The sequence below is a fragment of the Chitinophagales bacterium genome, assembly GCA_017303415.1.
Lineage (GTDB): Bacteria > Bacteroidota > Bacteroidia > Chitinophagales > Chitinophagaceae > SpSt-398.
Window position 1 is genome coordinate 334305 of the sequence record JAFLBJ010000001.1, and the last position, 25782, is coordinate 360086.

Below are 25782 nucleotides of genomic sequence, written 5' to 3' on the forward strand. Positions count from 1 at the left end.
GATAATTCAAAGTGCCGGCCTGTTGTTGCTAAGATTCCTCTGAGAGATCGGAATACAACTATGAATTTCTATTGATGAGGGCCCATTACCTCATTCTTTATCACTTCACGGATAGATTCGAGCCTTTTTCTTAATGGCTCCAGATAACTTTCCTCTAACTGCTCTACCGTTTCTTCAAAGAGGCTATTTAAGTCCATGCCTGGGTCTTCCTGATAAATTTCCGTGGCAATAAACTTGCCTTCCTGAACGAGATCATCGTCAGGCTTGATTAAATTGTTCATTTTGTTGTTTTTTTGTATTTTAAGAAAATTGTTAAGCTGATGTTCAAGCCCCATCAAATGCACGTTTGCATTTTCCGGTGACCAACACTCCGATTTAATTTGCGGAGAATAACCAATAAGATTTGTTAGAACGTCCAACATAAGGACTTTAACATCTGAGGCTTTTTCATCCAGTGTAATAATTGAATCATGAAGCGTAAAAAAGGGTAAATCAGGGAACTTACATGTAATCTGGTTGGCAATATGATTCAAGAAAATACTGCTTTCCAGCCGCTGCAAAGACACCGGAAATCGAGTGTAATCCTTCGATTTCAAGAGAGTAATTAAATCAAATATGTTGGGAAACTCATCCCGGAATACCCGCCTAAATCCTGTTAAATTTTTCCTGTTTTGATCATACATTCCTACCAAAAACCTACTTTTGACTTCATTCCTAGTATATGTCCTTCTGCCATTTTCTGACATTAGTTTGGCAAAATGTTCATACAATTCTCCACTTGCTGCTAGCGAAGCATACCTCTGAAACTCACCTCTGCACTGGATTTCATTGATTATTGGACGACATAATGATGTATCTATATCCTTGGTAGCATACTGTATGGGTGGTGGTAGCCTCCTACTCTCCCATGCCTCTGGGTTTAGCATTCCAATTAATAGGTATGGTTGGCTATTGCTCAGGTCTAATGATGTGAGACCTTTTCCTTCATAGGTAATAAAATTCCTTACCCCTCTGGAGGCATTTGTGATTGGAGTATGGAGTCTTTCTCCGCTTCGGTCTCTTGAAAATCGTTGAACTTTGTTCGAAATCTCGAATATTGTCCTTAAGTTATGCTTGTACGATGCATCCGGGTCTTCCTTGAATATTTCTCCATCCTTTACTCTTGCACCTTTCTCAAGGGCTTCCTGGTAAATACAGTATTCCTTCTCAGCTATTTCTATGGCCTTTCCTTCGTCTATTGTTGCACCGGGTAGCCATTTTAATATGCTGGTAATGCTTCGATATTTTCCAAGTCTTCGTACATACCCCCTTCTTAGTGCCCGACGTACATCTTTATCCTGCACTGTATAGATTGTGGGTTCACTAAAATAATCTTCTTTGATACTATATGCTTTTGAGTACTTCCCCTTTTCAAAGCTTTCCTTAGCATTACTTCTCGAATAATACTTTTTAAAGACATCAAAATAATTCTTCCTTTTCCCTAAATCGATTATCCTTTTATAGTCATTACCAAGAAGTCTCTTAAACTTATCGGAATGAACATGTGTATAGCGGCCATCCTCTCTGTGAGAATAAATTAAGCTTGCTGCGACCATCCACTTGTCAAGCTCTTTTTGCTTATTCTTAAATAAATGGCCGCCTTGGTCCCATAACTCATCTTTAAGCGCACTTGGTACCACCAACTGATAATAATTCTGTGCATCAATTTCATTCATATGTTATACTTTTTGTTTACTGAGTAATGAGTTATCCCGAACTTCCGCTGCTGTTGGTACCGAGTTTGCCAAAATGAACTCATCCAGGTCTTCCTTACGAAATACATTGGTCCGACCTACCTTATAGTACTTTATTTCCCGACGATGGGTCATTTTGTACAACTTAGATTGGCTGATGCAGAGGTATTTTGCTGCATCTGCAAAACGCAAAAAATCCATAAACCCCTTTTTTATTAAGAAAACACATCTTCCATACAATAGTCAGGAAAGCCCAGCTTACTGACTCTTGAATTACTTCAAAAGTACTCAACAGAATAGCCTAATATACTTATGGTTATGAGGAGGTTATAGTAAGGTTACCATAGTAACCTATGGGTAACAAATGGAACAATGCTCAAAAAAAATGGGGTAAATAGAGCTAGGGAATAAGCTTATATCTTCTTGCCCAGGAGTCAATTATTTGCTTGGCTGTTTCACATGCTTCCCGCGAATATTGCCACAGATATTTGTAGTTGTAGTAGAAGGAGGAATTATATTTCAAGCTAGCGTCATCATTTCTTCCGCCGATTCGTTTAAAATTAAGATTGCAGTGATTTACTAAAACACCAATCAAATAGTATATGGTTTTCCCTTGTTTTAATTCAATTGATAGCCCTCCCGTAAAAGCACTATCAGTAAGAATTGAATAAAAATAATCAGCAAATTTATTTCCGTCACTAGAATCATTTATTAATATCTCCGATACCCTTAGACTCGAATATAAATCCAAAAACATTCCCTTACTAAATTCTACAGCGTTATTTGAATGCTTAGTTACCTGAAATAATCCCAACTCAGGCTCGAACTGGGCTTCCAATTGAATTTTTAAATGCTGAATCGATCGGTTTATTGAATTAAAAACTTCCTTTTTAATGCGATTACTCCCTTCCGGCCTACTTTCATCTATATAATCCAGCTTTCCAACATTTTGTTCAAGCCTTTTTAAGTCATCATAAACTAAAAGCAATCTGGACTTATGTGTATCCGGTGAATGGAATTTCAAATTCTGCAATAAATTTACAATCTCGATATTAAAGACACTATACGCACCCTCAACCATGTCCCCAAAGGAACACACTATCCAACCATAATCAGGTTCATCTTTATTTAAAAAATTGCCTGTTTGATTCTGCACACTCCAATACTCATAAGAGAGATTTTCAAAACTCACGTTTCGATACATGGAGTTAGATGGGTGAATTCCTAAACAGTCAGATATGCCATATCCCTCGTTGTCACGAGGTAGGAATTTGTGAATTAAATTTCCTAACCTTCCCAAATGAATCAGGTCCGTATAGGGAAACAATGGATTCCCCTCAAAAGGCTTATGAATAGTGTCAAACAAATCACCGGGAATTGGACCAAATTTCATATTAATGTGCAAACTTTACTTACGTAATAAATTCCAAATTATTAGCTTGATGCAAATATCGGTATCAAGAAAAGCAGTCCATATATAAGTAAAAACACTTATCAAAAAAAGGGTGGACCTTTGAGTTACCGTTCTACAAAAACACTTAAATTTATTCAACCTTATCCAGTTCCTACCAAAAATTACCTCCTCCCAGAAAACATTAATAATGAACTTCTTAAACACTTGGTCTGTGACTGAGGGGCACGAAGTGCGCAATTTCCAAAACTGAATTTTGAACCAGAAATTCTTTTTCATTGAAAACGAATCATGCCCAATTGTAACAATAGGAAATACAACAATCCAACCAGCAAATGATTGATAATTAATAGATTCATTTTTTCGAACTGACAGCTAATTACATAAATCAAAGCGTTAGCGGTTATTGTATTGACAGCTCAAGTATGTAACGACACGACCGACTGCATCTTATCCCTAAACTTATGACACGACAATTGTTGACACTCTGCTTTTTTGTTCTTGTAGTTTTTAAAGGACAAGCACAAACAGACAGCTTGAATTTTCCTGACAATGCGAAACTCCCTGACAAATTTCAGAAAGCTATCAAAGAGCAAACAAAAGAATATGACCGTCTTTTTTATCGAGACAGTGCGACAACCAAACATTATTCAGTTCCCTTCATGCTTGACAAAATTGACAACGACAGCAATTATCACTACATTTTCTTAGCGGAATATTGGATTGCATTTCATTACAAAGACATCATTCCTGACTTAATCAAACGGTTGACAAATAAAAAAGAAGTCGGGCTTGCCAACTCCGCCGACTTAATAATTTGGGAAAGAGTTCAAGCTAAACAGATGCAATTCTATGGACACGGCGGTATCTCTAACGATGACCTCTTTACAATTGCAGGACGAGCAAACAGACTACTAACAGAAATAACCGGAGAAGATATTGGTCATGTTTCAATGTACTCAACACAAGAACAATTGAAGACACTTCAACAAAATTGGATTAAGTGGCTAAAGAAATTGAAGTGACGAACAACAAACCGCTAACATGGGGTTTGCTGCTATGCTGGCAGACGAATAAATCCTCATCTTTTTGTTCGCTATCAGCAGCAGTTCGGTCAGACGTAATTCTATTCGGCTTTACTTCTTATCTTCATCATCAGTAATTCTATTGGGCTTCAGTTCTGGGCTGGACAATATAAAATACCAGCACAGCAGCAAGCCCTCAACGTTGGCTGTAAGTTTCAATTCTCAATTTCAAATGACCCTTCAAATAGACACTTCAAAAGGATGGACAGAAGCAATCATTGACAACGACTGTGAGTTTTATAAATTTGAAAAAGTAGCATTTGTTTTAAAGACAAAACTTAATCTCACCTTCGCCGACCAATTAAATGACTTTGACACTTACTATTGGGACTTCGTTTATGATGACTCAAACCTATGTTTACACTATAACATCCATTTAGGGGTTTCAATTTTCCCAAAACTATTCAAGGACGCTACGAACGTTGACAATGAAAATGTAATTAGGGTTGCTGCCGCACTAATGACAGAACTTGAAGAATACAACTGGATTCCGTTTGACGATTCAAAAACTATCGGAACAAATGGCAGCGAAGGAGGTAATATAATTGAGGACATAGAGAACATTGATGGCGCAAGAATTACCTTAGAGAAAGACTGTGGCAAGATTCCCTTTGCAGTTACATTAGGCATTTACGGACTTATGTTTCATACTCATTTTGACAGCAACCTTGACAATGCACACATATTTATTAAGTATTCAAAAGGCAAAATCAACAAAGTTTTTGAATTGTATCAATTACCAGGGGAAAGACGGACAGAATTATGGCAATCAAAACATGACAAACTAATTGAAGAACTTGCTGAAATGACAAATGCCTGATGCTACGAAAACCTACAGCCAACATTCAGTTTTGCGGCAGCAGGGGGCGACGAACAAATCCTCATCGGCTGTGTTACTATCAGCTACATATCCGGCTGACCGAACACAGATGAGCAACAGAATATATTTTCATCTTTTGTATCTTTAATCGGCTGCAGTTCCGGGCTGGAAGTTTTCCAATTGCCCTGCCGAACGCAAAGCTGTGGCCGTTAGCGGCAATGCAGTTGTAGAATCATTAATTTTAGTATGAGACAAGAGCCACCCGATTTTTTAGATATTTCTCCGACAGAATTTGAACTTACCGTTTTAGAGTTTTTAAAGGATCTGGGATCAAGGTTAGAAAATTTTCAAATTACGCATAACTCAATCGAGACTTCACATGACGGAAACTATCAGATTGACATTAAGGCGACCTTTGAGGCATTGGGTATTAAAATGGCAATTATCGTAGAATGCAAGAAACATAATTCACCTATAAAGAGAGAAGTTGTTCAAATTCTTAAAGACAAATTGCAAACTCTCGGAGCACAAAAGGGAATATTATTTTCCACAGCGAAATTTCAATCCGGTTGTATTGAATATGCAGAAAAGCATGGTTTAGCACTCGTGCGTTTAATCGATGGCAAATTCACTTATGAGGTAAAGTCGATGGATAAAGAAAATATTTGGTATCCACCAGATTTGCCAAAGTACGTCGGAGAATATATCTATAACATAACTGACACAGGTTATACAACATATAACCTTTCACCCGGATACACCGATGGACTGTTGGAATACCTACAAAAGTGAGGATGTACTGCCGCTAACATTGGTTTGGCGCTATGGCGGCGCGACGAATAAGTCCTCGTCGTCCCGTCCGCTTATCAACTTCAGCTCAAACTGATGAATAACGCCGAGCAACAGAATATATCATCAACTTCATAACTTTATTCATCGACAGGCCCGGCTGAGGTAACACAGAATTTCGCCACAGCGCCAAGCCCCGGTCGTTGCCTGCAAGCTTATGACGACCCTACTATTCATAACGACAATATCAATTTTGCTTTCCGCTCTTTGGTTCTTTAAAAAACCAAAGACAATGTATTTGGAGAAAACGATTACAAAGATTCATTTCATCTTTTTGGGTTTAGCAATTTTGACAATTTACCTTTTAGTTAACCAATTAAGGTTTGTTGGTCAATACACAAATTCAATGATTGGACTGACGTTTCTAAGCAGCGGAATAATTCTATTTGGACTAACAACATCAAAACTTATAAAAATTTACAGTGGACTTATTGCAATTCCTGCATTGCTAACTGAAATTTCATTGTTATTTGGTGCGACACCGTTTGTACTTCCTGCTTTAATCGGCTATCTAATGTTTGCAGCACCGCTTAAAAAAGAAAAAGTAAATGACAGGTATAATTTTGAAATCCATGAAGGGGGAATTATGGCACCACCAAATCACTTTTATTTGACAAGGCAAACATGTTTTATTTTTGATAAACAAATTCGCTTGACACCGTCATTAGAACATTTTTCAGAAATATCCAAGGTTGAAGTGATTGGTTTTAAAGAGAATGAAATTGTTATTTGCAAAATTTATATCGAAGACAAAAATGAATTTTCTGTTGACACCCTTCAGTATGACAAATAATGTCGAGAAGAAAGCCAGCAGGCAACATTGGGTTTTATGCGTGTTGGGCTTGACCGTATAACATCAGCTACTTACAAGTCCCAGCTTCAGTTCCAGCAGACGAATATCTATCAGCTTTTTTACTTAACTTCATCAATATATTTTTAGTCAGCAGCGGTTATGGGCATACAGAATACTAATTCCCAACCTGCATAAAGCCCAGCTCGTTGTAGGCAAGCTTAAAGCGACATCCGTTTCCCAAATAAAATCTTGACAGACACTTCCAAAAAAGTAGTAGACGACCGACAATGAACAAATTAAAGAACATACTCTTTCTGTTACTCGTTTTTATTTTGGCAGTTGTTGTTGCTTTTTATTTTGAGAATAATTACCGAGTACTTGTTCAACATTTCTTTAAAATCATTCAAGGTGACAAAATAAATTTTGTTGGAAAAGACTTTCATTTATTCGCAAGTCCCTATATGCTTGTTGCGTTTGGACTGTTTTGCGTATTGTTGACAGTCACATTATATGGACTAAAGACAAAAAGGAAAATAATTTATTTCGTCTTGACCATCTTGCTTTTCTTCATCACAACATTTGTGACAAATTATATTGACAGTTTGGGTTACGTTGTTGAGTGTAAAGCTTGTCAAGACGGAGTAAGAAATTTGCACTACAATGAAATCAACTACGATTTTCATTTTATCACAAGTTTGGCAATTGGACTATTGCCATTACTTTGGACATTTCTGAAAAAGCAAATCTCAAAAAGACGACATAGAAAGCCTGCCTACAACATTGGTATTGCCAATAGTGGGGCTTGACATTGAAACAATCAGCAGCGGTAATTCTGCTGTGCTGCGGTTCGGGGCTCGACGAATAAAGCCCAGCTTTAGTTCTTAATATTTAACTTTATCAAAAAGCCAGGCTTCGGTTCCGGCGGACGGAATTCTAATTCCCCACCATCGGCAATACCTGCTCGTTGTAGTTAACTTTGCTGGACACCTTTAACTCAGTGACACAACCCAAAATTTGACAATGGCTGGACCTGCATTAGCATTAGAATATTTATTTATTATCGGCTTTTGGTGCTTTTTAATTCTCTTATTGTTTTACACTATCTTGAGAAGACGGAATTTTAAAAAATCAATACCAGCCGGACTTCTATTTCTACTGTTGACAGGATTTGGTGTTTATATTATTCACAGGAACAATCAAAATGAATACGAAGCCTCAAAAACATTTTGGGGCGACTACAAGCTTGAAAGGTTAGACGGAGAAAAATGTGACAGTTGTAAGGTCAGACTTTATGATGGTTATACTTACGACATTCTTATGCAAAATAAAGTTATTGGACACGGCAAATGGCACACAGAAACTGCTATTGACATACCAGGACACTTTCTAAAAGTTGACAATGGACCAACTTGGGTTGTTTGGGAACATGACAGACTTATTGAGTACATTGACAGAAGACAAGACAAATAAAGCTGCCTACAACATCGTATTGGCAATAGTGGGGCTGATAGTTGAAAATCAACATTTGTGTTTCTATTGGGCATTTGTGCAAATGTTGGGCTGACGTTTTTCAAATACCCCACCATCGCCAATACGTAAACCGTTAGCGGTAATACAATGAGACTTCAATATGGCAAAAAGTATAAAAAAGACAAAACCCAAAAATAAGTCTGAAGATGTTCAGGCTATAGGAATTGGGAAACGTCTAAAAAAATCATCAAGCGGTGAAATTTCAAAAACTGAAGCGTCTTCTTCACCACCAACTATCAAACCACTAGCTGAGCCTACTGCTTATGATATTTTTCTTAAAACAATCAAAAGAGCAAGCAATTTAGTTAATGTACATAAAGATGGTACAAAATGTGACGAGCAGCATTATGACAGTTTCAGAGCAGCAGTTGTACTCTCAATTTCTGCGCTTGACGCTTACGTAAGAACTCTTGTGGTTGACAAGATATTAGGTAAACTGTCTGACAAAGATAAAGCATTGTCTAACGAATTAAAAGATTACATAAAAAACCTATTAAATCAGGAAGCGTTATTAGAGGCTGGAAGAAAATATGAGTTTAGAGAAAAGGTAGAAAAAGCTATTAGAGCAGATTTTGAGACTAAGTCTTTTCAAGGTGAATATAAAATTAATGTTTACATGGAACTGGCAGGTTATAAAGATATATTTGAGGAAGTTTCACATAGTGCTAATGTAAACAAGAACCGACTACGGGGTGACATGGAAAAATTTACAAAACGTCGTCATATCATTGCACACTGTGGCGATTTTGACTTAAACCAAATTCCGCATAGCGAAAACACAATTGAAAAGAGTTATACAACCGAGTGCATTGAAGTGGTACAACGTTTTGCTGAACATTTACATAAAGTGACAAACAAATGAAAAAAGTATATATAATATCATACGATTTAAAAAACCCAGGACAGAATTATGAGAAAATTTTAGCTCTAATTAAGAGTTTTGGGAAATGGGCAAGATTAGGTGGCTCCGCTTATTTAATTGTTTCTACACAAACAGCAGTTCAAGTACGAGACAATCTCAAAACTGCTTTGGACTCTAATGATAAACTTTTCGTTGGGACATTGACATTGCCGGCTGCATGGGTGGGTATGCCAGACGAGGTATCTAATTGGATAAGAAATAATCTTACTGAGTAAATGTACTACCGCTAACAATGCATTGGCAATATGGCGGGGCGACGAATATATTCTCAGCTTTTTGTTCGCTATTCAGCTTCGGTTTCGGCAGACGAATAACGATGAGCTATACAATAAACAATGAGCTTTTGTATCTTTAATCAGCAGCGGCTTCGAGCGGACGGAACACAGAGTACCGCCACATCGCCAATGCTTTAACGTTAGCTGCTACTTTATCGATACACTATGAGTACCGGACACACCAAAGAAGACAGAATTAGTACAGTTTACGGAGGTGGAGGACATGTTGTTATTTTAGGAGCTGGTGCTAGTGTCGCATCAACATTAAGAAATCCATCTACAAATGGTAAACAACTTCCCTTAATGAATAATTTCATAGAAGTTGTTGGCTTAGGCGATATTGTTGCGAAAATTCCTGATGAATTAAAATCTGAAAATTTCGAAATACTTTATAGCAATCTGCATCAAGACAATCCAGAATCAGAAGAAATCGGGGAAATTGAAGATAGAGTTTACGAATATTTCAAAGGCCTTCAGTTACCGAATGAACCGACAATTTATGATTACTTAGTTCTGTCTTTACGTCCAAGAGATTTAATTGCAACATTTAATTGGGATCCTTTTCTGTATCAGGCATGGACTAGAAGTGGGCATGTTGGCGACAGACCTTACATCGCATTTTTGCATGGGAATGTAGCAATTGGATATAGCAAAACAGATAAGAGATGTGGACCAGCCGGCATGCGTTCGAAAGCGACTAGAAATTATATGTTACCAACTCAGTTACTATTTCCGGTGACAAAAAAAAATTATAACGACGATGAATTCACAAAAAGCCAATGGGATATGCTAAAGTATTTTTTGGCCGATAAAAATGTAAGGCTCGTAACAATTTTTGGTTATGGAGCACCTGACACAGACGTTGAAGCGGTTAAACTTATGCACGATGCATGGGGCGGGAACAAAAAAAGAAAAATGGAACAATTCGAGATTATTGACATAAGAGATGAAGATGTAGTCGTTAAACAATGGGGTAGGTTTATTGAAACGCACCATTACGACTACTCAAAAGACTTCTTTGATTCATCTATTGCTGCTAATCCTCGACGAACGAGTGAAAGTTATTTTCAACACATAATGCCAATGACAATTGATGAGGCGTTTAGTGCTTCAAATCCTGTCCCCAACAATTTTAAAACACTTGAAGAGTTATGGAACTGGTTTAAACCGTTAGTTGATGCCGAAGAAAAGTGGAAAAAGGAAAATTCCGATAAAGAAAAGTAGCAGCTAACATGGGGTTTTCTGCTATGTTTGCTGAAGAATATATACTGATCGTTCCGTTCGCTTATCATCTGCAGTCCAGGCTAAACCAATAAAATCAAACAACAGAAAATAACATCAACTGCATTAACTTTACTCAGCAGTGGTTCGGGCTGATGAATGACAGATTATCAGCACAGCAGAAAGCCCTGGCCGTTGTGCGTCACTTTTAACAAACCCTCTCCTTCTTTGAAGTATGGAAGCCAAACTTTTTAAAGACTTTAATTTTTCACTATTAGAAGACCCTAGATTCAAAGAAGAAAGTGTTAGAGAAGAATTGATAGCTCCAATAATTAAAGACCTCGGATACAGCAATTCGGGAAACACTCAGGTTATTCGAAATAATCGATTAAAGCATCCTTTTGTTTCAATTGGTTCAAGCCGAAAAAATGTAACTGTAATCCCAGACTATTTAATGGAAGTCAATGAAAAGCCAGCTTGGATATTTGAGGCAAAGTCACCTACGGAAGATATAACCGACACAAAACATATTGAGCAAGCATATTCTTATGCTATTCATCCCGAGATTAGAGTGAATTACTTTGCTCTGTGCAACGGACATCATTTTGTCCTATATAATATTAGCAGACCAAAGCCAATATTCCATTTTTCACTAAGAGCAATTGACTTATACAGAAGTATGCTAAAGGAGTTACTTAGTCCGACAAAGGTATTTACTTACCCAGACGAAGCACTAAGTAAAGATTTAGGACTACATATCAAAAGGTTAGGCTTTAAAAGTTCTGACACAATTTTAATTATAGGAAGCAACCCTTTGTTTCTTATGAAGTATGATGACAACCTATTCAGTTATTCTTCTCCCGTAGGTGACGAAAAGACCGAATATTTAGGCACGTATGACTTTGACTTAGAAGTTGCAAAACAGCTTAGACCAATAGTTGGTGAAAAAAACTTCACACAATTAATGCAGCCAACAAATGGTAGACAATTGCGTTTTAATTTAGACAGAAAACTTAATCTCAACATCAGAATTGCATTACCCGAGCAAGAAAATCTCATTGAAAATGACAAAGAGATTTATCTGCCTTTATTACTCAAGGAATTTGTTAAGTAATGTGGTGCAACAAAGCGAACGCTCAACAAAAGGTTTGCCGCAAGGCTGGCGGACGGAATAACAATCATCAGTTGTACTACTATCAGCTAATATCGGGCTTGACAGAATACTATTTGGCTTTTAGTTGTTAACTTCAACATCAGTTTTTCAATCGGCTTCAGTTGCCGGGCTGGCACAGCAACAATTCCAGCCCAGCGGCAAGCCTCAAACGTTAGCGGATAGGCAAATAGACACTTCATTCAATTATGAGCAAACTTATAGACATAGGAGTTGAAGGAGACCACATTGAGTCGTTGACTAAAGCAAACGGTATTACTGCTTTATCGGAACTTATTTGGAATAGTCTTGATGCTGACTCTACAGAAGTTCATGTTGAAATAAGACCTAATGGCTTAGGGGGCTACCAATATATTAAGGTGAAAGATAACGGACACGGTCTGACATATGAAAATGCCCAAGATGTTTTCTCAAGATTAGGCGGCTCTGCAAAAAAAATAAAAACACAAAGTCCAAATGGTCGACAGTATCATGGAAAAGAAGGAAAAGGTCGCTCTAAAAGCCTTGCGTTAGGAGATTTAGTTAAGTTCAAAAGCATTTATGAAGACAAGGGTATTTTTTCAGAATTTACTGCAACCATCGACAGAAACAAATTATCAACTACAGAAGTCAGCGATTTAAAGCAACTCAAGAAAGGAGAAAAGCAATCAGGTTTTACAGTTGAAATTGAAAATATCAATCTTAAAAACGCTGAAACAGCAATAAAATATGAAAATCGCAAGGAACTAGAGGAAAAATTTGCTTCATATTGGATAAGCTATCCGACGTTTAAAATCTTTTTCAACGGAAAAGAATTAGAATTTTCTTCTTTAATAAAAAACTCCGACCAAACAGATTGCACAGTTGAAAAAGATGAAACAATACATAGCTTTTTGATAAAGGTTATAGAATGGAATTTTGAAAATAAGAAAAAGACCTATTTATGCAACTCTCAAGGAATTCCGTTCTTAGATACCAATCTTGGGATTAGGTCTAGCATACCAATATCGGTTTTTATACAAGCCGATTACATAGAAACTCTGCAAAGAGAGAATACAATAGACTTCTACGAAAATGACGAAATTTTAATCCCTGTTTTTAAAATTGCAAAAGAATTTGCAAGAGAATATGTCAGAAAAAGATTGCATCAATATTCAAAAGAATTTATTAATGATTTGAAATCGAAAGGAATCTATCCATATAAAGAACCCGCTGAAAATATTTTAGAGGAGTCAAAACGTCAAGTATTTGATATCGTTGCATTACAAATCCACGAGTATTTTCCAAGCTTCAATGAACAAGATGACAAAAACAAGAAGTTAACGCTAACATTGATAAGTGAGGCTCTAGAAAATGATTCTAAAAATTTAAGGAAAATACTGACTGAAGTAGTAGAGCTTCCTGAGGAAAAACGTGAAGATTTAGCTGAGTTGCTTGATAGAACATCGCTTTCAAGTATGATTGATACAATGACGGAAATAAAAAATCGCCTTAATTTCCTGACTGGATTAGAACAAATTATTTACGACAAGAAATTAAATAAGAATATTCGTGAAAGAAAACACTTACATAAAATCATTGTAAATGAAACTTGGATTTATGGTGACGAATATACTTACGGAGTAGATGACATTACCCTTAAAAATGTTTTGAAAGAATATTTAAGAAGCTGTCTAAAAAGAGACGATTTTGAAGAGGTTTGTGATTCTGACGACAATAGCGAACTTCAGACAATTCCTGATGTATGCTTATGGCATCAATATAGCCAAGGCAAAGCTGGGGTAGAAAATTTAGTTATAGAATTAAAAAAGCCAATCGTTGATGCCGGCTGGGACGAAAAAACACAGATTGAATCCTACGCAACAAAGGTTGCTAATGATAGACGGTTTCCGAAAAATAAAACTCGTTGGAAGTTCATTCTAGTGACAAAAGACATTAAGCCAGAAATTGAGCCTCTTCTTAGTCAGAAAAATAGAAAATACGGACATATTCACGAAGGTGACAATTTTGATGTGTTCATTCTCACCTGGGGAGACATAATCACAGAAGCGAAGACAAGACACAACTTTATTAAGGAAAAATTAAACCTCAACCTAGAGGGTAACGAGGAAGGGTTAAATTATTTAAGAAGTAAATACAAAGAGTATCTTCCAAACGAGTTCTAAAACTGCCCATCCGCTAACATTGGTATTGCCAATAGTGAGGCTTGACATTGGAGCAATCAACAGCGGTAATTCTTTTGTGCCTATGTTTATCGAACTTCTAATTCTTAACTCCTATAAATTAATTTTTGATCATTGGTATTGGGTTTTAATTCTCCATATTATTGCACCCCTTAGATTTAGCGCCTATTTGTTATTCTGCGAGGCAAGAAGCAGTTCCCTAGTTTTAGCAAATACTAGAAAACTATTAGTAAGTAAGTATTATTCTCCAAATTAGGGGTTGCAATCACTTTAAACTTGGGTTGTTGGTGAACCATAAAATGACTCCTTACAACCCAAGTCTAGTAGATGGCTATTTAAATTGCATTTTTCTAGCCTATCAATAGTTTCTTTGCCACTGCCCTTTTCTTATCCACCCCAAACCCCTGTACATAAAACTGAGTGGTTCGGATATTCTTATGCCCCAGGCATTCACTCAGATATTCAACAGACTCCCCGCCATCTATAATAGCTTTTGAAAACTGGTGGCGTGCTGTATAAGTGGTTACCTTGGAGGTAATCTCCAATTCTTCCCGGATAAATGCTAAATGCTTATTGGTTACCTTGATAAACTGCATAATGGCCTTGTGCCTGACTTCCGGGTCCATACCTTCAGATATGAAGGGGAATAATAGCTGGTTGTTAGTATCCCGACCCCTCCATTTTTCAATAATTTCTGTTGACTCATCTAATAGTGGGACCCTTATCAAAATTGGGTTGGCCCTTCCGGTCTCTTTCGTTTTTCCGCGCACAAACACAATCTCCTTCCCCTGAATTTGATCCTTTCTAAGCAATAACAGATCCCTGAAGTTCATCCCCTGGCACAGGTAAGAAAGCACGAAGAAATCCCGGGACCTTGCCTTAAATCCCCTCTCATCTTCAATTTCCATTTGAATGATCTTTTGGAAGTCCTCCCGCTCAATAGCCCGCTTTGGGTTCCTTCCTTCCGGTATTACATACTGCCGTTTACCAAAGGGGTACTGGTCCCGGTGCATATATCCCCGGAAAATAGCTTCATTAATGATGGCTCTAAGTGGTCTCATGTAGATGCCTACTGTGGTCCGCTGCTTGCCCTGCTTCAACAGGTAAGCTTCAAACTGCCAAAGCAGATCGGGGGTGATATCTGCAAAGCTGAGCTTCTTGTTGAATGTCAGAAGGCTATTCAGGCTGCATTGATAATTACTGGCTGTATTAAAGCTACCCTCCGACTGCTTCTTCTTGATGACTGATTCAAATAACCCAAATAGAGACTCTGCTGGTTTTGCATCCGTTAAAAACCGCTTCTCAAAGCCAATAAAGCTGAATACAGGCAATTCCCGAGCAATGGCCTTTGCCTTATCCATCTTAGCATCCAGGATAATCTTAGCATCCCTAATCCTTTTGGGTGGGGCAGACCTTTGAACCTGATTAAAATCCTCCTCATTCATCTTAAATTCTGTAAGGTAATATTTCTGGACCCGGTGCCAGGTTACTCTTATCTTCACCGGGTAAATCCCCTCATCATTTTTACGCCGGGTATCCAGCACTAGTTTGATCGTTAGCATATAAAATCATTTATCCGTACATACAGCGTACATACAAGTTTTGAAAAATCAGGATAATAAAGGAAAAACGAAGCTAGAAAAATGAGCTTCAAATTGTTGACAGTCAATAAAATATGAAAACTCAGGAAAATTGAGGCTAACTGAGGAAAAGACCCAAATTGCGACTCATAATCAGAGGGTCGTTGGTTCGATCCCAACAGGGTCCACTTCTTCTGAAGCTATTAGCTGTGCGGGACCTCCGGTCCCGCACTATTCTCCAATCGCCTCTGGCGACACAAACCACACCCCAACACTTTATTATTACAAAGGAAATTTCTTAATTAGCTGTTCGAGACCTCTGGTCTCGAACCATTTTCCCGTCGCCTCTGGCGACACAAACAACACCCCAACATTCTATTATTACTAACGAAAATTCTTAATCAAAATAAATGACTCTATCCGCAGATGCAAAGGAGATGATTGAGCTGATTTCCCAAAGATTGGACCCACTCTTTGTCCAACACGGCTATATTAATAAAAGAAGATACTCAGATCCCTCGGTTTTCAGTGAAACCCTGGGATATGAGAAAGGTGAAACTGAGTTACGAATATCCCTTAGCCTGCATCCCCATGATTATCCCAACGGGATTGATATTCGGCTGATAAAAAAGACTCCGGGGAATTGGGAGTATTCGAGTTTTTCAGATTTAATTACCATGCTTGAAAAAAGCAACTCATTTCAAAAAGAAAACTTCCAAATCGAACCCAGAGAACGTTTTGACATGGCATTATCCAGCATGCAAACATTTTGCGAAAAGATATTAGAAAAGATTGGTTAACATAAGCCACTGAATGGATATCTAACCACTTCAAAATATAGAAGGCTGACTGTAGCCATTCAATATCCTGGATTATGATATAGGCCATCAGCCTACGGCCAATCTTATCTATTAAGTAGAATTACCTAGGCGGAATTCTTTGACATTTTCCGAAATAATCTTATTTTCATACAAACCTTATCCAGTTCCTACCAAATTTACCACTCCTCCCGGAAAACATTATTACTGAATCATTTAGAAACTTGGTCTGTGACTGAGGGGCACGAAGTGTGCAGTATTCAGAACTGAATTTTGGAAAAGCCTCATTCTAGATTAGAGAAAAGGAAATACAACAATACAACCAACAACCGAGTGATAATTAAATGATCAATGATTTTTAACCAACAGCTAATTACATAAATAAACGCGTTAGCTGCGATTTTATATGACACAAGACATCAAATTTAAATACGAAGTATCCTTCTCTTTTTTACAAAAGGATGAAGCGATTGCTTATGAAGTTAACGACCTAATTCAGGATAGAATTGAGACTTATATCTATTCTAAAAAGCAAGAGGAATTAGCAGGCACTGACGGAGAAAAAAAGTTTAATGATGTATTTTTTAAAGACAGTCGTGTTGTTGTTCTTCTCTATCGAGATGGTTGGGGTGAAACACCCTGGACAAGAATTGAAGAAACAGCTATTAAGAATAGGGCTTTCAGTTCGGGTTGGGATTTCCTTTTATTAGTAAATCTTGACAAGACCTCAAATCTTCCAGCATGGATACCTAAAACTTATATTTGGTTTGACTTTGAAAGATGGAAATCGGAAGGACTAGCTCCAGTAATTGAACAAAGGGTAAAAGAAGTCGGTGGACACGTAAGACCAGAATCAATAGAAGACCGAGCTGCCAGATTCAAAAGACTTAGAAATGCAGTAAAAGAAAGGGAGCGTTTCTTTATTGTTGGTAATCCAATTGCTGAATCAGATGAAGAGGCAAAGAAAATTATGCAATTAATGAGGGACACTAAAACTACACTTGAAGACCCTGATTCGCACCTCCATTTATCGACTTCAGAACGAAGAGAGGAAATGTATGAGTTCGGACATGACAGCTACTACCTATGCTTTAATTGGCATAACGGATATTACGAAATAAAGGCTAGAAAACTACTGGTTACAATTTATGAAAAGTTGGGGCATTATGGAATTAATGAAGGGGAACGTAAGTTTAAGCAAGTCTCTTATAAATTTGACAGGGACTTTTCTGGCAATAATGTTTGGACAGACGGCAGAAAATCTTTTTCATCAAACGAACTAGTTAATATTTGGGTAGCTGAATATTTAGATGTTCTATCTAAACGGGAGAAAAACCGCAGCTAACATTGCATTGGCAATATGGCGGAGCGACGAATATATACTCAGCTTCGGCTTCAGCAGACGAATAACGCCGAGCAGCAGAATAAACAATGAGCTTTTGTATTTTTTATCAACATTGGTTAGGGGCAGACGGAACACAGAATACCGCCACATCGCCAATGCTTCAACGTTATATGCACGCCAATTGAACCTTCACGTTAAAAAAGAATCTCATTAAAATATGAACACATTAGAAATAAGACTGTCCCAAATTGACCCAAACCTTTTCTCTAAGTTTGAAGAATCAAAAAGGGAAATAAGTTTAATGCTTGGCAAATACTCGAACAATTTCCCCACTTACACAGACCACTCTAGTCATCACACACTAGAAGTTTTTAAAATAGCCGCTGAATTGCTATCAGATGAGGAGATTGAAAATTTAAACGCCGATGAAGTATATATTTTATCAATGGCTTGTTTACTTCATGATGTCGGTATGTGTGTGCCTGAACAGCGAATTAAAGAAATATCAGATTCAAATGACATATTAGCTTATAAAGATTCTCATCCAAATTTGTCTGTGGAAGAATTTATTAGGGATATTCATCACCAATTGAGCAACAAATTCATTTTGCAAGAATGGCAAATGTTGAAAATTCCTAGTCTAAAATATGCAAAAGCAATCGGTTTGGTTGCAGAAGGACACCGGAAGGTTGATCTTAGTAACTTTGAAATTTACGATCCGCAATATTTTGCAAAAAGTGGCAAGGAGTTTGTCTGTATGCCCTATTTAGCTTGCATACTAAGGATTGCCGATGAATTAGACATAACTAATTCTAGGACGCCAAAGTTACTTACGAAATATTATATGCCTAATAACTCAGTGAGCATTCGGGAGTGGACAAAACATATTGCAACATCTCAAAGAAATTATTTAACGAATAAAGTGATTTTTGAAGTTGACTGCTCTGACCAGAATATTTATGCCGCATTGCAAGATCAATTTGATAAAATACAAAATGTGATAAATTATTGTCAGAAAATTGTAAGATCAATACCTTATGTAAAGACAAAGCCATATTCCCTAAATCTTTCTCTTGTAGATGTAAAATATAATTTCATTGGCTTTCATCCCAAGGGAATTAGATTTTCATTTGATGTGCAAAACGTTGTCACAGCTTTTATTGGCGAAGATCTTTATAAAGACAAGTTGACATCATTGAGAGAAGCGATTCAGAACTCAATTGACTCTTGTAGATATAAACAGAAAGTTCTGAAAGAAGTCTATTCTCCATCATTGAAGATTTATGTCCATCAAGAGTATTTAAGAATTGAAGACAATGGAGCTGGAATGGATGAGTTCATAATCGAGAACTTTTTTGGTAGGCTTGCAAGTAGTTTTTATGAGCAAGAAAAAATTAAAACACAATTTGAAGCAATTGGTCAATTTGGAGTAGGAGTATTTTCCTATTTTTTGTTGAGTGAATATATTGACATCGAAACTAAGACCGCCAAAAGTAGCACTGTGAAATTTAGATTTGATAAAGATCCAAAGAGTTATTTTCATTTTTACGACAAATGGGAAAGAACCACTCCAGGTACGACAATAACTCTCTATTTAAAAAAGGAAATAATTGGAAGATTATCTTTTGTAATCATCGAAAATTATCTAAAAAGAGTTTTTAGGCATATTGAAATTCCAATTGAGGTTAGCGGCGAGAATAATAAAAGTGTAATAGAATTTCAAGGCTATGAACTAGATTCAGACAAGGAAATAAAGGAACGACTAAAACTTCAAGATAAAAAATTAAGCTCTCAAGTAAAGTCTGTCAAAGCTGAAATCGATGATGATGATGTTGAAGGGACATGCCTATTACTAATAGGGAAAGATTATCTGGATACCTTTAAATATCATAGCTTCTTCGATTCAGATCAATTTAAAACATTCAAACATGGACATTTTCTTAGCCAAATCTCAGTTTCGCAAAAAGGAATTTTTGTAAACAATTATACATCCTCATCACTAACCATGCTCATTGGCGATATAAACTTAAAGAAGAAAATCAAGATAAATATTGATAGAAACGAATTTACCAATGAGGAGCAGGTTCACAAAATAATTCAGAAGTTTGAAATCATAATTTTAAATAAAGTTTTTACATTATTAAATGACTGCTACATTGATAATACTGAAAAAGTTCTTGTATCAGATTCTTTCATCAGCAACTACTTAAACTTTGACCCTGATCTCATAAATCAGCAATATATAGATATTATTATTACTTCTATTTATGTAAAAGTATTTTACAAGAATAGAACAAATATTTTAAATTTAAAAAGTCTCTTCAGCTTGAAAGATGAAGTGATACTGGTGTCTGACGAAGAAGATAGTTCCAGAATTTCAAAGGAAACAGGCAGACCTGTTTTAACAGCAAATGAATCCGCATATGTCGGTATTTATAATGATTTAAGTAGGTTGCTGTTAAATTTTTTGGGGTGTACGGATTATATTTTATTCCACCATGGAAGATATTATAAAGTATTTCAACAAAGTCGTGATTCAATGTACGATTATCATATAAAACAGCTACATGACCTTTTAGGAAATAATTACTTTGATTTTTCGAAAATAAATTCTCCTAGACTAGTAGTAAATATATGGAAGAATAAGACCGAAATTACGAACTCGTACTTTCACGATGGAGAAATCTATTTCAATTACAACCATTCGTTTATAGCATATATTATCTCAAATTATAAAGAAATAGGCAGTAGTTCTGTATATCGAAAGATCATCAAATCTGTATTCAGGTATCTGCAAGAATTGAGTCAAGGAGAAATTAAAAATGAGAATTTAAAAAAACTGAATGAAATAATTCAGCCATTGAATTCAATTTGTAAAATAAAGAATTTCAAATCTTCTGATTTTGATTTTTAAGATTTTTAGGAAGGCCTGAATATAACATGGGGTTTTTGCAAGTTGGGAAGACGAATAAATCCTCAGCTAATTGCAAATCCAAGCTTCAGTTCAGGCTTGACGAATAACTATCATCTTTTGTACTTAACTTCAACAACATATTTTCTATCAGCAGCGGTTATGTGCGGACGGAATACTAATTCCCAACCTGCATAAAGCCCTGTTCGTTGTGCTTAATATTATGAGACCGTTCAATAACTATATCCCTTTCCTTGAGTTAAAAGAAAAATTAGGACTAAAAATAACTAATCATTTAGTTGGGCTTGAAAGAACAAAAAAAGATGACAAGCAAAAAATTTTAAAACTCTGCCACATAGGAAAATTATTAGCAACTTATTACTCCGACTTTAACATCATTGAAGTTCGTGAAAAACCAGATTTTTTAATCTCTAATGGGCAGACAGCGATTGGTCTTGAACACGAAGTAATTTTAGATTCTAAATCAAAAGAGAAAGAAGGTTTTTACGAGAACATTTGCCAAAAAGTAGAAGCAAAACTTAAAGAAGAATCTGACTTACCTAATTTCCTTGTGAATCTATATTTAAAAGAAAACATCAGCTTAAAACTTCAAGACAAAAAAGTCTATAATTGATGAGTTTTGTGAAATAGTTAGACAAATTGTGTTAACAGGTGAAATGCAAGAGAATGATTTTGTCGAAAGAGCTATAAAAATGAGACACTCAGGAAAGAGTGTTAATCCAAATTTTGGTGCATACTGGCAAAAATCAATAACAGAAAATTTGATTTTGGAATTTATTGAGAAGAAGGAAAGCAAAATCGATGTATATAAACAAACTTCAGTGCCGCCACAATGGTTAGTTTTAATAATTGGCAGCAATGGACAGAGTTCATTTGAGGTCAATACTCTTTTTAAAGTTGCCATAAAAACTAAGTTTGACAAAGTGTTTCTTTATGAGGACTTTGACAATAAGTTATACGAACTAAAGTAGTGTGGTCCGCCAATACTACGCCCAACAAAAATATTTGCAAATGCAGGGCTGGACATTGTAACATCGCCTATCTGTAAGTATCAGCAGCGGTTCGGGCTCCACGTTCAATGTTCAGCTTTGGTTCTTAACTTCAACAACATAATTTCAATTGAGTATTTGTACCGAACTAGCCAATCACTGAATTTCCTGTCTTCGCAAATACTCGAACGTTGCACGAGAGTTTAACTGTCGGCAGTAGCCGGAAATTGATTATAACTTTACACACCCAATGTATCGAATAGTTTTAGTTTGTACAAATCATTCCGAGCTAGGAAAATGTAATTCTGAGGAATTATATAAGATATTAGAGTCACTTCGACCTGATGTGATTTTTGAGGAACTTCCGCAGGATTTGTTCGATAGGTTTTATAAGGAAAATTCAATTCCATGCGAACCCCCAGAAATAAAAGCTGTCAAAAGGTACATACGGAAGTACCCCGTAAATAACCTCCCAGTTGACTCGCCATCAAGTAATCTGTTATCCAGAAATGACATAAATTTCATGTTCAAAATCTTAAATAATCATTATAGCTTTACACAACTGGAAGAAACCCAACGAAAGCAGATGTTTGAAAAAGGGTATTCTTTCCTTAATAGTAAAGAAAATGAAGTGTTAACTGAGTCCAAAAGGTCTCTATCTAAAGAATTACTGGAGTGTGATATAAATCGAAGAAGGTTGTCTCAGATACATAGGGCGTTTTATGAAGAGCAACATCAACGCGAGTACGATATTTTGAAATGTGTTCACTATCACAGTCAGAGGCAATTCTACAATCAAGGTGTATTGTTACTTGGATCAGGGCATCGCAGTTCAATGAGAGAAAAAATCGAAGGTTATAGCTCTATTAGTGATATAAAATTGAGCTGGACATTTTTTGGTGATGCAAACTAAACCTTCAACCAACATTGGTCTTTGCGATATGGCAGGATAGGACATAGCAGAGCTGTGGATCATTGTTCAACTTTTGAATAACTTACCCAGCGACATTAATATAGACTATCGTCACCTCGTAAAGCTTCAGGCGTCGGGGCTAATGTTTAATTCGTAATTCCTTAGAGCAAATAATTAAATCACTAATGGGAAACTATTGGGTAATAGAATGTAGCCGCCATATAGCGACTCTTTACTCAGGCAAAGTAAAGACAACAGAAATCTCTGAAAATAAACTAATAAAATTTCTTGAAACGCTTCTATTCAAATATGCTCTCACAGACGACGAAATATTAAAAGAATTTAGAACACGAAAATCAGCTAAGCATACAAGGTATTTGACAATTAGAAGACAAAACAATAAACTGGGCGAACCACTTTCGATTTCATTCTCGGGACATATTGCTGACATAAATGTTGATGCTTGGCTAAGCGACTAACAATACGACAAACCTAGCGATGGACATTCAATAAATACCAGCACCACATAAAGCCCCGCTGGCCTTACTCTTCCCACCTCCAAACTCGTTCAATCCCCGCTGGCCGTAGCCTTGAAATTCAAATGTTAGCAATTTTAGTTCACCCGGCTACGGTCAATCCGATTTCCTATCAGTCAAAGTTTATCATTGGTCAGTTTTCGAGGAGAAGATAGGGTTTCAATACGTGAAGGAGAGGTGTGATCACTCTGATCTATTCACCAAATTCAACCCCTTTGGGGTTGCGCAAATCAAAATTCTTTACCACTGGTTGCACCGGTGGCTATTGATGGTTTAAGCCCTGCGGGCTAGTGCTAATATAAACAGTGAATATATTTCCCAATCCGGGAGATTTTATCCTGTCTTAAAAACCCTACTCCCTACCCATCCCAACCAGGGTGACCCCTTCAGGGTCTTATACAGGATCTCAATGCTTTTCTACAAACAGGCGACCCCTTCAGGGTCAGGTTGATGAAATTATTCGTAAGTTAGAATTAGAATCTTCCATCGAGTCAAAGAGAAAATGTAGGATTTGCTTCAGGGCAGGAAAATTAATGAACTCCCCGCCTTAGCAATACCCGTAGGTGGTAGCCTATTCAATTTACATTGAAACCTTTTAAAAAGATAATTGCTCTTCTTTATGGACCACCTAAAAAGCATAGAAAACGAATTTCACATAATACTTCCTGACGTTTACAAAAGATTTTACTATCTATGCGCAGTTTCAATGCCTGATAATTTAATTGGGACAGACCTTTTAAACAATTTCCCTTATTATCACTTAAGAAATAGTGCAGAAGAACTTTTGAAATATGATGGTGTTGACAACTTTCTAAAAAGTGAAGATTTTGTCTTCATGATCCATCAAGGATATATGTTTTGGTATTTTAAGGCGGATGGTGAAGCTGATCCAATTGTATATGGCTATTATGAAGGGAAAAATAGGCCAGATAATTTTGGGCATTTTTCAATTTTTATAAACCAATATGAAAAGTAAATAATGTCACTAATTCGTATACATGCCCTCCCGTATCCTGAATCTTCCTCCGCTGGCCTTAGTCGTCCTTCCTCCAAACTCTATCAGTCATAGGCCAATTGAATAATACCCAAACCTACCTTCCGGCCAATAATACCGTACCGAACCCCCATTCTTCAAAACAAAGATAGGGTTTCAATACATGGAGGATCATTTTCAAAATAACTTGGCTCTTTCTCTGTATAACTGGCAAATACTCCTTCATACCAGGGTATGACCGCCTTATCCAGTATTTTATGCCTTCTATTTAACTTTGGTGAGCAAAGGTCAAAGAAGTCCGACGCCTGAAACTACTCGCCATGAACATAACAGACCATTTCAGGTTAAATCAACGATAGAAAACAAAACTAATTTGGAAGAGAAAATGTGCAGAATTTATAATAAGGTAGGCTCACTGAACACTTTAAAATCACACTTAGCCGACAGTAACATCCATGAATTTAAGACACTAAGAGAAGTAATGCACTTTCAAAGGTCGTATTTGTCTATCCGACAACAAGTAATTTCTCACCATGAAAATCTTATTGAGGAAGAAAAAAATACGCTTGGCATAGAATTGTCTCAATTAGAAACAGCCATTCAAACACAAAAACAGGAAGCTGAAAAACGTTTGAATGATAAAATAGATTCGTTGAAACATGAATTAAGTGCTCTACAAAACAACATGCCACCGAATTTATTCAAAAAGACTATTAATAAATTAAAACAATGGCGCTACATAAGAAAAATCAACCAAATAGAACAGATTTATGATGTTGAGGCAAAACAATTAATAGATGGGCTTGTTCGCAGTTACCAAAGCAAACAGATTCGCTATCAGTATATAGGTTCAAATTTTAGAGAAGCAGTACGGCAAAGTGCTGAAAGCCCATTGTCGGAGCTTGAAAGAAAAAAAACAAAAATAGATGGACTAAATAGTTTTATTTATGGCGCTTTGGGGGAGCAAAAAGTTGTAACGACATTAGAAGCGCTATCGGATGACTATTACCTAATCAATGACTTTGCTGTTTCCTTTTCGCCTGCACTGTATAACAAAAAAGAAAATAGTTATATAAAATCTGTACAGATTGATCATATTCTTGTTGGACCCTCAGGTGTGTTTCTTGTTGAAACTAAGAATTGGAGTGAAAAATCACTAGAAAATTTAAATTTACGCTCACCAGTCGAGCAAATCAGAAGAACAAACTATGCTTTGTACAAGTTGCTAAATACCGGAGTAAGCATCTATCGTTTGAATTTAGATGAGCATCATTGGGGTGAAAAACAAATATCAATTAGAAACCTAATAGTTTTAACTAATGCAAAGCCAAAAGAAGAGTTTCAACATGTTAAAATTCTAACTGTGGATGAGCTCCTTAACTATGTTAATTATTTCAAGCCAATATTTTCATATTCTGAAACACAAAAAATTGCTGAGTTTATAAATATTGTAAATAATCAAACCTATTTATAACTACCCCACTAGCCGTATCCCCGCTATCCAGAATCTTCCCCCATTCCAAATATCAGAAGGACGCTAGCCGTAGTCTTACAGCCAAAAGCCTGACACGGTTTTGGGATAATAGATTACGGCCAAATAAGGTAACAGACCAGGAAAATACTACTAACAGGGTATTGGTACAGGTTATTCTAAATTGTAGTTTCAATTGAGCGTACTGATTTCTTCCCAAGCTGGCCGTAGT

23 protein-coding genes are annotated in these 25782 nt (G+C 36.5%); 19 read left to right on the forward strand and 4 right to left on the reverse strand.

Annotated features, from left to right (window positions below; translation table 11 throughout):
* Positions 1–68 precede the first annotated feature (68 nt).
* The 3 genes from J0M30_01365 to J0M30_01375 form a co-directional block, all read right to left on the reverse strand.
* Positions 69–1715 carry a hypothetical protein gene (locus J0M30_01365; GenBank protein MBN8666119.1) on the reverse strand — a complete coding sequence of 549 codons (1647 nt, stop codon included), beginning with the start codon at positions 1713–1715 and terminating at the stop codon, positions 69–71.
* Positions 1716–1718: 3 nt separating this feature from the next.
* Positions 1719–1934 carry a helix-turn-helix domain-containing protein gene (locus J0M30_01370; GenBank protein MBN8666120.1) on the reverse strand — a complete coding sequence of 72 codons (216 nt, stop codon included), beginning with the start codon at positions 1932–1934 and terminating at the stop codon, positions 1719–1721.
* A gap of 199 nt (positions 1935–2133) precedes the next feature.
* Entirely contained in the window at positions 2134–3126 is a 993-nt protein-coding gene (locus tag J0M30_01375) for a hypothetical protein (GenBank protein ID MBN8666121.1), read from the reverse strand.
* A 482-nt stretch (positions 3127–3608) separates the two neighbouring features.
* On the opposite strand from J0M30_01375, the gene J0M30_01380 reads away from it, so the two are divergent.
* From J0M30_01380 to J0M30_01430, 11 genes are all read left to right on the forward strand, one after another.
* Positions 3609–4169 carry a hypothetical protein gene (locus J0M30_01380; protein MBN8666122.1) on the forward strand — a complete coding sequence of 187 codons (561 nt, stop codon included), beginning with the start codon at positions 3609–3611 and terminating at the stop codon, positions 4167–4169.
* A 232-nt stretch (positions 4170–4401) separates the two neighbouring features.
* Positions 4402–5049, forward strand: a complete 648-nt coding sequence (locus J0M30_01385) for a hypothetical protein (protein MBN8666123.1) — start codon at positions 4402–4404, stop codon at positions 5047–5049.
* A gap of 246 nt (positions 5050–5295) precedes the next feature.
* Positions 5296–5841: a restriction endonuclease gene (locus tag J0M30_01390; protein ID MBN8666124.1), complete on the forward strand. Its 546-nt coding sequence runs from the start codon at positions 5296–5298 to the stop codon at positions 5839–5841.
* Positions 5842–6130: 289 nt separating this feature from the next.
* Complete coding sequence (locus J0M30_01395; GenBank protein ID MBN8666125.1) at positions 6131–6691, forward strand: hypothetical protein; 561 nt, start codon at positions 6131–6133, stop codon at positions 6689–6691.
* A gap of 287 nt (positions 6692–6978) precedes the next feature.
* A complete protein-coding gene (locus J0M30_01400; GenBank protein ID MBN8666126.1) occupies positions 6979–7497 on the forward strand; it encodes a hypothetical protein in 519 nt (172 codons plus the stop codon).
* Positions 7498–7711: 214 nt separating this feature from the next.
* Complete coding sequence (locus J0M30_01405) at positions 7712–8161, forward strand: hypothetical protein (protein MBN8666127.1); 450 nt, start codon at positions 7712–7714, stop codon at positions 8159–8161.
* A 160-nt stretch (positions 8162–8321) separates the two neighbouring features.
* Positions 8322–9083, forward strand: coding sequence for a hypothetical protein (locus J0M30_01410; protein ID MBN8666128.1), 762 nt, complete (start codon positions 8322–8324; stop codon positions 9081–9083).
* Positions 9080–9358: a hypothetical protein gene (locus J0M30_01415; protein MBN8666129.1), complete on the forward strand. Its 279-nt coding sequence runs from the start codon at positions 9080–9082 to the stop codon at positions 9356–9358. The genes J0M30_01410 and J0M30_01415 overlap by 4 nt, the downstream gene beginning before the upstream one ends.
* 225 nt (positions 9359–9583) lie before the next feature.
* The gene (locus tag J0M30_01420) at positions 9584–10642 is read left to right on the forward strand and encodes a hypothetical protein (GenBank protein MBN8666130.1); all 1059 of its coding nucleotides are present in this window, start codon (positions 9584–9586) and stop codon (positions 10640–10642) included.
* A gap of 232 nt (positions 10643–10874) precedes the next feature.
* A complete protein-coding gene (locus tag J0M30_01425) occupies positions 10875–11753 on the forward strand; it encodes a type I restriction enzyme HsdR N-terminal domain-containing protein (protein ID MBN8666131.1) in 879 nt (292 codons plus the stop codon).
* Positions 11754–11998: 245 nt separating this feature from the next.
* Entirely contained in the window at positions 11999–13954 is a 1956-nt protein-coding gene (locus tag J0M30_01430; protein MBN8666132.1) for an ATP-binding protein, read from the forward strand.
* Positions 13955–14322: 368 nt separating this feature from the next.
* On the opposite strand, the gene J0M30_01435 is transcribed toward J0M30_01430, so the two are convergent.
* Positions 14323–15534 carry a site-specific integrase gene (locus tag J0M30_01435; GenBank protein MBN8666133.1) on the reverse strand — a complete coding sequence of 404 codons (1212 nt, stop codon included), beginning with the start codon at positions 15532–15534 and terminating at the stop codon, positions 14323–14325.
* A gap of 428 nt (positions 15535–15962) precedes the next feature.
* On the opposite strand from J0M30_01435, the gene J0M30_01440 reads away from it, so the two are divergent.
* The 8 genes from J0M30_01440 (at position 15963) to J0M30_01475 (ending at position 25553) form a co-directional block, all read left to right on the forward strand.
* Positions 15963–16352: a hypothetical protein gene (locus J0M30_01440; GenBank protein ID MBN8666134.1), complete on the forward strand. Its 390-nt coding sequence runs from the start codon at positions 15963–15965 to the stop codon at positions 16350–16352.
* A gap of 424 nt (positions 16353–16776) precedes the next feature.
* Positions 16777–17715: a hypothetical protein gene (locus J0M30_01445; GenBank protein ID MBN8666135.1), complete on the forward strand. Its 939-nt coding sequence runs from the start codon at positions 16777–16779 to the stop codon at positions 17713–17715.
* A gap of 217 nt (positions 17716–17932) precedes the next feature.
* A complete protein-coding gene (locus J0M30_01450; protein MBN8666136.1) occupies positions 17933–20629 on the forward strand; it encodes an ATP-binding protein in 2697 nt (898 codons plus the stop codon).
* 220 nt (positions 20630–20849) lie between these two features.
* Positions 20850–21260, forward strand: a complete 411-nt coding sequence (locus J0M30_01455) for a hypothetical protein (protein ID MBN8666137.1) — start codon at positions 20850–20852, stop codon at positions 21258–21260.
* Positions 21261–21303: 43 nt separating this feature from the next.
* The gene (locus J0M30_01460) at positions 21304–21618 is read left to right on the forward strand and encodes a hypothetical protein (GenBank protein MBN8666138.1); all 315 of its coding nucleotides are present in this window, start codon (positions 21304–21306) and stop codon (positions 21616–21618) included.
* A 541-nt stretch (positions 21619–22159) separates the two neighbouring features.
* Positions 22160–22549 carry a hypothetical protein gene (locus tag J0M30_01465; protein ID MBN8666139.1) on the forward strand — a complete coding sequence of 130 codons (390 nt, stop codon included), beginning with the start codon at positions 22160–22162 and terminating at the stop codon, positions 22547–22549.
* Between the two features lie 1155 nt (positions 22550–23704).
* Positions 23705–24061, forward strand: a complete 357-nt coding sequence (locus J0M30_01470) for a hypothetical protein (GenBank protein ID MBN8666140.1) — start codon at positions 23705–23707, stop codon at positions 24059–24061.
* Positions 24062–24356: 295 nt separating this feature from the next.
* Positions 24357–25553, forward strand: coding sequence for an NERD domain-containing protein (locus J0M30_01475; GenBank protein MBN8666141.1), 1197 nt, complete (start codon positions 24357–24359; stop codon positions 25551–25553).
* Positions 25554–25782: the final 229 nt, after the last annotated feature.